The sequence below is a fragment of the Kitasatospora sp. NPDC057542 genome, assembly GCF_042801945.1.
Lineage (GTDB): Bacteria > Actinomycetota > Actinomycetes > Streptomycetales > Streptomycetaceae > Kitasatospora.
The window spans coordinates 1-8,589 of sequence record NZ_JBHVFE010000391.1 but is presented as its reverse complement, the minus strand read 5'-3'; the positions used below and the strand labels follow the sequence as shown (position 1 = coordinate 8,589).

General features: G+C 74.3%; 6 protein-coding genes. 4 read left to right on the top strand and 2 right to left on the bottom strand.

Annotation, left to right across the window (positions count from 1 at the left end; translation table 11 throughout):
* Positions 1-112: 112 nt before the first annotated feature.
* Positions 113-1,243 (bottom strand): DUF2637 domain-containing protein, encoded by a 1,131-nt coding sequence (locus tag ACFU7Y_RS33920; protein WP_224284046.1) that lies wholly within the window; start codon positions 1,241-1,243, stop codon positions 113-115.
* Between the two features lie 341 nt (positions 1,244-1,584).
* Here ACFU7Y_RS33920 and ACFU7Y_RS33915 point away from each other — a divergent pair, with 341 nt between their 5' ends.
* Positions 1,585-2,322 (top strand): Tellurium resistance, encoded by a 738-nt coding sequence (locus ACFU7Y_RS33915; protein WP_380770664.1) that lies wholly within the window; start codon positions 1,585-1,587, stop codon positions 2,320-2,322.
* A 90-nt stretch (positions 2,323-2,412) separates the two neighbouring features.
* On the opposite strand, the gene ACFU7Y_RS33910 is transcribed toward ACFU7Y_RS33915, so the two are convergent.
* On the bottom strand, positions 2,413-3,486 hold the full coding sequence (locus ACFU7Y_RS33910) for a TerD family protein (protein ID WP_380770663.1): 1,074 nt from the start codon (positions 3,484-3,486) through the stop codon (positions 2,413-2,415).
* A gap of 357 nt (positions 3,487-3,843) precedes the next feature.
* On the opposite strand from ACFU7Y_RS33910, the gene ACFU7Y_RS33905 reads away from it, so the two are divergent.
* The 3 genes from ACFU7Y_RS33905 (at position 3,844) to ACFU7Y_RS33895 (ending at position 8,504) form a co-directional block, all read left to right on the top strand.
* Positions 3,844-5,052: an HpcH/HpaI aldolase/citrate lyase family protein gene (locus ACFU7Y_RS33905; RefSeq protein ID WP_380770662.1), complete on the top strand. Its 1,209-nt coding sequence runs from the start codon at positions 3,844-3,846 to the stop codon at positions 5,050-5,052.
* 93 nt (positions 5,053-5,145) lie between these two features.
* A complete protein-coding gene (locus ACFU7Y_RS33900; RefSeq protein ID WP_380770661.1) occupies positions 5,146-7,671 on the top strand; it encodes a phosphoribosyltransferase in 2,526 nt (841 codons plus the stop codon).
* Positions 7,671-8,504 (top strand): HAD family hydrolase, encoded by an 834-nt coding sequence (locus ACFU7Y_RS33895; protein ID WP_380770660.1) that lies wholly within the window; start codon positions 7,671-7,673, stop codon positions 8,502-8,504. The genes ACFU7Y_RS33900 and ACFU7Y_RS33895 overlap by 1 nt, the downstream gene beginning before the upstream one ends.
* Positions 8,505-8,589: the final 85 nt, after the last annotated feature.

The following is an 8,589-nucleotide window of genomic DNA, read 5'->3' as shown; positions in this document are numbered from 1 at the left end:
GGCGGCCGTTTCGCGTGCCGGTGGTCCGGTGGGTCCGTGGTCCGGTGCGGCCCGTTCGGACCACGGACCGGACCGCTGCCCCGCTGCGGACGCGGGGCCCGGACGCCTCGGATCAGCCGAGCTGCTGCTCGATCGCGCGCAGCTTGCGCTCCAGCGAGTCCAGCTTCGGCATCGACAGGGTGTCGTCGTCGGCCGTCAGGTCGATGGTCGAGCCGCTGCGGGACGACCCGGTGCCGGAGGCCGAGGAGGACGAGTACGACGAGTACGAGGAGCCGACGGCTGCGCGCGGGCGGCGGCCGGCGTCCAGGGAGGCCGGTTCGAGCGAGTCGGTGGACTGGCGCGAGGCCGAGGTCGAGGTGGTGGCGTCGGGACCCGCGGCTAGGGCAGGCTCCGTAGTGCTCGGGCCGTCTCCGGCAGCCGTGAGGGCGGGCACCTGGCGGCCGCCGCGGGCCCGGGCGAGCATGCCGCCCTGACGGGAGATGGCCTTCAGCTCGGCCCGCTCGCGGCGGTCGGCGGTACGGGCGCGGGCCTTGGCGTCCAGCTTCGCCTGGCGCTCCTCGCGCACCTCGTCGACCGCCTCGTCCAGGCTGCGGACGTTCTCCAGCAGCATCAGCGACCAGGCCGCGTAGGTCTCGCGCGGGGCGCGCAGCCAGCGGACGATGCGGATCTGCGGCAGCGGACGCGGGACCAGGCCCTGCTCGCGCAGGGCGGCCTTGCGGGTCTGCTTCAGCGCCCGGTCGAACAGGATGGCCGCCGAGATCGACATGCCGGAGAAGAACTGCGGGGCGCCGTCGTGCGAAATGCCGCGCGGGGCGTGCACCCAGTTGAACCAGGCCGAGGCGATCGCGAACACCCAGACCAGCAGGCGCGAGCCGAGCGCGGCGTCACCGTGGCTGGCCTCGCGGACGGCGAGCACCGAGCAGAACATCGCGGCGCCGTCCAGGCCGAACGGGACGAGGTACTCCCAGCCGCCGGACAGGCCCAGGTTCTCCTTGCCGAAGCCGACCAGGCCGTGGAAGGAGAGGGCGGCGGCGACACCGGCACAGCAGAACAGCAGCGTGTACGAGGAGATGCCGTAGATCATCTCCTTGCGGCGGCGGCGCTCCTCGCTGCGCTCCCAGGAGTCGCCGGACTCGTCCTTCTTCGAGTTCTTGAAACGCAGCGTCGCCATCAGGACGGCGACGAACAGCAGGGCTGCGCCGCCGACGACGGTCCAGACCAGCTGTATGGAGGTCAGGTTCATTGCGGGTCGGGCCTCGGGTTTCCGCAGGGGACAGGATCACAGCGCGACACAGGCGGTCAGGATCAGTCGTGCGGGCACTGCCTGACGGTTCGTTCGTCGCCGCACGGCATGCCCGCCGCGCTCGCGCAGGGGCGGACGGGACACCTGTGCGGCTAGACGATATCGCGTCCGAAGGGGCGGCATGTTACGGGAGGGCGGCTTCCTCCGGCCAATCGACCCGCCGGTCGGGCCGGGTTGGGTAGGGGAGGGGGCGGACGGGGTATCCGACGGCCGGGCCGATGCCCGATCATTGGTCGGCGGACCGTCAGAACGCCTGGCGGGAGCAGGGGGGAGAAGACTGCATGGTCTCGATCTGGGAGTACCTGCGCGGGGGCAAGAGCTACACCTTCGACAACCCCGGCGGTCAGCACAAGGTCACACTCACCAAGTCGTCCCCGCAGCACGCGATCACCGGGTCGGCCGCCACCACCGGCTACCTCTACGTCAACCTGCACTGGACGATGAGCTCCGGCAGTGTCCGGCCGAGCACCCGGGACTCCGTCAAGCGGTTCTTCAGCCCGCGGATCCTGCGGCCGCTGGAGCCGGACTCGGCTCAGAGCAGCGAGCCGGTGAACGTCGACCTCGACCTGGCCTGCATGTACGAGCTCTCCGACGGGACCACGGGCGTGGTGCAGCCGCTCGGCGGGCTCTTCGGCGACCTCCAGAGCGCGCCGTACATCAAGCTCAGCGGCGACGACCAGTACGGGGCGCCGTCCGGCGAGACGATGTACGTCAACCTGGAGAAGAAGGACAAGTTCAAGCGGCTGCTGATCTTCGTCTACATCTACGACGGCACGCCGGCCTTCGAGCAGTCGCACGCGGTGGTCACGATCGTGCCGCAGGCCGGGCCGCGGATCGAGATCAAGCTGGAGGAGCGGGCCCGCGCGGCGCGCTCCTGCGCGGTGGTGCTGATCGAGAACGTGGGGGACAACCAGCTGACGGTGCGCCGCGAGGTGCGGTACGTCAACGGGTTCCAGGCGGACATCGACCGGCTGTACGGGTTCGGGATGCAGTGGCAGCGCGGGTACAAGAGCGACTGACGGCGACCGGCGGTCTCGCGGCGGGGGCCCGGCCCGGACGGGGGCCCGGGTTCGGCGGGGCCGGGGCCGCCGGGCGGCCCCGCCGGGGCGTCAGCGGGGCTGGAACTGCGGGCCCTGCGGGGGCAGCGCGAACTCCTCGCCGGTGGGCGCCGGGGGCTGGGCCGTCGGCGGCTGCGGCGGGACGGGCGGCTGCTGGCCGGTGCCGGGCTGCGGGTAGCCGTAGCCCGTGGGGCGCTGCTGCTGCGGGACGGGCTGGTTCGGCTGGGGGTAGCCGTAACCGCCCGGCTGCGGGTAGCCGTAGCCGCCGGCGGGCTGCTGCTGGGGGTAGCCGTACCCCGTGCCGGGCTGTTGGGGGTAGCCGTAGCCGGTGCCGGGCTGGTGGCCCGGGGGTGCGGTGGGCGGCGGCGGGGGCATGGTCGGCGGGGCCGCGGGCGGCGGCGGGGTCGCCGGTGCGGTGGCCGGCGGCTGGTTGGGCGGCGACTGCGGGACGGCCGGGGCCAGGGTGAAGGTGCCCGGCTCGGGGGTGGTCGGGCGCGGGTCCGGCACCGGGGTGCTGCGCGGGTCGAGCGGGCCGGAGGGGGTGGTGGCGGCCCCGGGCGCCGGGTCGGCCTCGGCCTCGTCGTCCACGGTGATGCCGAAGTCGGTGGCGAGTCCGATCAGCCCGGAGGTGTAGCCCTGCCCGATCGCCCGGAACTTCCAGGCCCCGGACCGGCGGTACAGCTCTCCCGCGACCAGGGCGGTGACGTTCTCGGCGTCGTCGATCCCGAACTCGGCGAGCGCGGACGCGCCCTCACCGGCCGTGGCGTCGAAGAGCAGCAGGCGCAGTCCCGGCACCGCGCGGAACGGCCCGCCCTCGGAGGAGCCGGCCAGCACCACGCGGTCCACCTCGGCGGGCAGCTTGCCCAGCTCGACCTCGACCGTGTCGACGATCTCGGCACCGCCGGAGGTCTGCTGCTTGGGCAGGTGGCGGACCAGGCCGGAGGGGTGACGGGGCTGGTTGTAGAAGACGAAGTCGGCGTCCGAACGGACCTTGCCGGTGGCGCCGAGCAGCAGCGCGGACGCGTCCACGTCCGGCGCACCGGGCGTGGCGCTCCAGCGCAGCACGGCGCGGACCGCCGCCGCCGGCAGTGCGATGTTGGCGCCCTTGGCCATCACGTGCGTCATAGCCGACCATCCTGCCTGTTCGCCACCCCTTCGGACAACGTGACCGGACCGCTCCGCGCCGGGTCGGACTTTGCCAAGACTTGCGCTTTCCGAGGTTTGCCGCCGTCGTTTCCGAGGTTCGCCGAGGGTGCGCCCATGATCGTCCAAGTGGACCGGGATGTTCCGGGAGTTCAGTGCCGGGGAACCGGGAGAGGCCGGATCCCGTCCGTACGATGGGCGGTCGAAAGGTCCCCGGGGGCTCGGCGCAGGGGCGTCCGGCGGAGGCGTGCCCGGGAACCATGGCGCCCGGTCGGCCGGTTGACCAGGGTGTCGTCGGCAACGGGCCGGAGGCCGGTCCACTTCCTGGAGGAGAGCACCTTGCGCCATTTCGGCCACCTCGCCGAGGACGTACGCGGCCGGCTCTTCCTGGAGCAGCCGCGTCCCTTCACCGCGCGGAGCGAGCCGGCGGTGCTCTCCACCGCCCTCGGCGGCACCCTCTACAGCCCGGCCACCAGGCCCGCCCTGGCCGCCGACATCCGCAAACTCGCCGGTCGGGGCGTGGTGTCGATGGTGCTCTGCCTGGAGGACGCGATCGCCGACCACGAGGTGGACGCGGGCGAGCGGAACCTGGTCGAGCAACTGAATGACCTGGTCAAGGATTTCACCGACTGTGCACAGAGTCACCCCCTGCTCTTCATCAGGGTCCGTGCCGCCGCCCAGATCCTCGACCTGGCCGAACGCCTCGGACCGGCCGTCGAACTGCTCAGCGGCTTCGTGCTGCCGAAGTTCACCCCCGCGAACGGCGGCGAGTACCTGGCCGCGCTGACCGCCGCCGAGGCCGCGACCGGGCGGCGGCTGTTCGCCATGCCCGTCCTGGAGTCGCCCGAACTCGCCCACCTGGAGACCAGGCGGGAGCAGCTGTTCGGCATCGCCGAGCTGCTCGCCGGCCACCGCGAGCGGGTGCTCGCCGTCCGGCTCGGGGTCACCGACCTCTGCTCCGCGTACGGCCTGCGGCGCTCGCCCGACCTCACCGCGTACGACGTGGCGCTGGTCGCCGCGGTGGTCGGGGACGTGGTCAACGTGCTCGGCCGGGCGGACGGTACCGGGTACACCGTCACCGGACCGGTCTGGGAGTACTTCCCGGTGCAGGAGCGGATGTTCAAGCCGCAGCTGCGCCGGACCCCGTTCACCGGGGCCTCGGTCCCCGCCGCGGCCGGGGCGTTCCGGGCCTCCGGCGAGGAGGTCCGGCGGCGGATCATCGAACACGACCTGGACGGGCTGATCCGGGAGGTCGAACTCGACCGGGCCAACGGCCTGCTCGGCAAGACCTGCATCCACCCCAGCCACGTGCCGGCCGTGCACGCCCTCTCCGTGGTCACGCACGAGGAGTACTGCGACGCCCGCGACATCCTCCGGCAGGAGCAGGACGGTGGCGGAGTCCTGCGCTCGGCGTACACCAACAAGATGAACGAGGCCCGGCCGCACCGGGCCTGGGCGGAGCGGGTGCTGCTGCGGGCGGAGGTGTTCGGGGTGGCCCGGGAGGACGTGAGCTTCGCGGAACTGCTGTCGGCCTGCCTGTGCGGCTGATTGTTTCCGCGGCCGAGCCCGCGCCGTTCCCCCCGGTTTCCGCAGCGCCGATATGACGAACGCACCACCGCACCATCGAAGGCAGGACCAGCAGTGACAGCAACACCGCAGACGTGGACCGGCCGTTGGGTCGCCGACCGGGCCGGAATCGCGCTGACCGGCTCCGAGCGACTGCCCGAACTCGTCGGCCTGGCCCTCCGGGAGAACCGCAAGCGCGCCCACCTGCTGGTCTCCAACGTGCTCGGCAAGCACGTGCCGCAGCGGCCCTCGGTGGTCCACGGTGCCGGGCTCGAACTCGGCCGGCGGGTCCGCCGACTGCTCGGTGCGGAGGCGGCCGCGCGGGCCGTCGTGCTCGGCTACGCGGAGACCGCCACCGGCCTCGGCCACAGCGTCGCCGACGGCCTGGACGCCCCCTACCTGCACTCCACCCGCCGCCCGGTGCCCGGGGTGGCCCCGCTCGGCGGCTTCGAGGAGGAGCACTCGCACGCCACCTCGCACCTGCTGCTGCCTGCCGACCCCGCGCTCCTCGCCGGGGACGGGCCACTGGTGCTGGTGGACGACGAGTTCTCGACCGGACAGACGGTGCTCAACACCATCCGCGAACTGCACGCCCGCCACCCGCGCGGGCACTACGTGGTGGTCGCCCTGGTGGACCTGCGCTCCGCGGCCGACCGGCAGCGGCTCGACCGGACCGCCGCCGAACTCGGTGTCCGGCTGGACCTGGTGGCCACCGCGAGCGGCGGCGTCGAACTGCCCGCCGACCTGCTGGAACGGGCCGAGCGGCTGATCGCGGAGGCGGCGGCGGACGCGCCTTCGCAGGCCGTCACCCCGGGCACCGTGCCATCGGCGGCCGCCGCGCCGCTGGTCCGGGTCGAGCTGGACTGGCCCGCAGGGCTCCCGGACGGCGGCCGGCACGGCTTCACCGCCCGCGACCGCGACCGGCTGGACACCGTCCTGCCCCGGCTGGCCGGGCAGCTGGCCGAGGCCCTGCCCGCCGGGGCGCAGCGGGTGCTGGTGCTCGGCTTCGAGGAGCTGATGTACGCGCCGCTGCGCCTGGCCGACGCCCTCGCCGAGCGGCTCGGCGGCGACCGCGTCCGGTTCTCCACCACCACCCGATCGCCCGTCCTGGCGGTGGACGACCCCGGCTACGCCATCCGCACCCGGCTCGCCTTCCCCGCCCACGACGACCCGCAGGACGGCGGATCGCACGAGCGCTACGCGTACAACGTCGCCCCCGGCAGCGACCCGGCGCGGCGCTTCGACGCCGTGGTGCTGGTGGTGGACGACGTGGCCGACACCCCGGCGCTGCACGAGGGCGAGCGTGCGCTGCTCGGCCAGCTGCGGCAGGTGACCGGCCGGGTGGTGCTCGCGGTGCTGCCCTCGCACCGGCCGGTGGCCGCGGCTGCCGCGCTGCCCGTGCCCCCGTCGCCGCCCGCGTCTGCCTCGCTGCCCGCGCCCCTGTACGGGCCGGCGTTCTCCTCGTACCCGGCCGAGGAAGTGGCCTGGCTGCTCAAGGACCTCTCCGGGGTCGTGCTCGAAGCCCCCACCGAGGAGCGGGAGGAGGCCGTCCAGAACGGCGGCGCGCACTACGCCGAGTCCCTGCCGGTCGAGTACCAGCCCAGCCCCGAGTACCAGGAGCTGTTCCACCAGGCGCTGCGCGGCTCCGCCGGCCGGATCGCGCTCGCCGTCGGCACCGTCGCCGAGACGCTGTTGCGCGAGCGCGGTCCCGGGCTGGTGCTCGCCTCGCTGGCCCGGGCCGGCACGCCCGTCGGCATCCTGGTGCGCCGCTGGCTGTCCTTCGCGCACGGCCTGTCCGTGCCGCACTACGCGGTCTCGATCGTGCGCGGCCGCGGCATCGACCCGGTCGCGCTGCGGTACCTGGCGGCCCATCACCGCGCCGGGGACGTGGTGTTCGTGGACGGCTGGACCGGCAAGGGCGCGATCACCCGCGAACTCGCCGACGCGCTGGCCGGCACCGGCTTCGACCCGGACCTCGCGGTGCTCGCCGACCCGGGTCGCTGCGTGCGGACGTACGGCACCCGGGACGACTTCCTGATCCCGTCCGCCTGCCTCAACTCCACGGTCTCCGGGCTGGTTTCGCGCACCGTGCTGCGGCCCGGGCTGATCGGGCCGGACGACTTCCACGGCGCCAAGCACTACGCCGAACTGGCCGGGAGCGACGTCTCGGCGGCCTTCCTGGACGCGGTGGCCGCCCGCTTCGGCGAGGTCCGTACCGCGGCGGTCGAGGGCTCCGAGCGGCTCGCCGCCGACCCGCACCGGGCGCCCGACTGGACCGGCTGGGCCGCCGTCGAGCGGATCAGCGCCGAGTACGGCATCGACAACGTCAACCTGGTCAAGCCCGGCGTCGGCGAGACCACCCGGGTGCTGCTGCGCCGCGTCCCCTGGCGCATCCTCGCCCGGCGCGGCGCCGGTGCGGACCTCGACCACGTCCGGCTGCTCGCCGCCCAGCGCGGCGTCGAGGTCGAGGAGGTGGACGGCCTGCCGTACACCTGCGTCGGCCTGATCCACCCCCGCTACAGCCGCGGGGCGACCGGGGACGACGGGCGTGCCGTGACCGGCGGGCGCGCCGTGACCGAGACTGCGGGGAGGGATTCCTGATGGGTGTTCTGGTGGCCAGCGACCTCGACCGGACGCTGATCTACTCCGAGCGGGCCATGGCCCTGGGCGCGCCCGACCGGCTAGCGCCGCGGCTGCTCTGCGTCGAGGTGTACCAGGGGCGGCCGCTGTCCTTCATGACCGAGCGGGCCGCCGGGCTGCTCGCCGAACTCGCCCGGGAGGCCTGCTTCGTGCCGGCCACCACCCGGACGCCGGAGCAGTACGGGCGGGTCAACCTGCCCGGTCCGACGCCGGACTGGGTCCCCGCGTACGCGATCTGCGCCAACGGCGGGCAGCTGCTGGTGGACGGCGTGCCGGACCGCGACTGGCGGGCCGAGATCACCGCGCGGATCGCCGCCGGTTCGGCCCCGCTGGAGGAGGTGGTCCGGCGGCTCGCGCTGTGCGCCGCCCCGGAGTGGACGCACAAGCGGCAGGTCGCCGACGAGCTGTTCGCCTACCTGGTGGTCGAGCGGGCCGCGCTGCCGGCGGGCTGGCTGGCGGAGCTGACCGGCTGGTGCGCCGAGCGCGGCTGGACGGTTTCCCTGCAGGGCCGCAAGGTGTACGCGGTGCCCGCGCCGCTCACCAAGAGCGCCGCGCTGGCCGAGGCCGTGCGGCGCAGCGGCGCCGACACCGTGCTGGCGGCCGGGGACTCGCTGCTCGACGCGGACCTGCTGCTCGCGGCGGACGCCGGCTGGCGCCCGGGGCACGGCGAGCTCGCGGACAGCGGCTGGACGGCCCCCGGCGTCACCGCCCTGACGGAGGTGGGGGTGACGGCGGGGGAGGAGATCGTCCGGCGGTTCCTGGCGAGGGCGTCGGCCGTGCCGGTCGGGGCCTGACCGGGGCGATCAGGTGCCGACGGCCGACGGCCGGCGGTCAGCCGCAGCAGCCGCCGCCGCAGCAACCGCCCCCGCCCCCGGCCTG

What these genes read in the sequence shown, in the direction of transcription:
- ACFU7Y_RS33920 (WP_224284046.1), bottom strand. Translation starts at nt 1,243, where the DNA reads ATGAACCTGACCTCCATACAGCTGGTCTGGACCGTCGTCGGCGGCGCA.
- ACFU7Y_RS33915 (WP_380770664.1), top strand. Translation starts at nt 1,585, where the DNA reads ATGGTCTCGATCTGGGAGTACCTGCGCGGGGGCAAGAGCTACACCTTC.
- ACFU7Y_RS33910 (WP_380770663.1), bottom strand. Translation starts at nt 3,486, where the DNA reads ATGACGCACGTGATGGCCAAGGGCGCCAACATCGCACTGCCGGCGGCG.
- ACFU7Y_RS33895 (WP_380770660.1), top strand. Translation starts at nt 7,671, where the DNA reads ATGGGTGTTCTGGTGGCCAGCGACCTCGACCGGACGCTGATCTACTCC.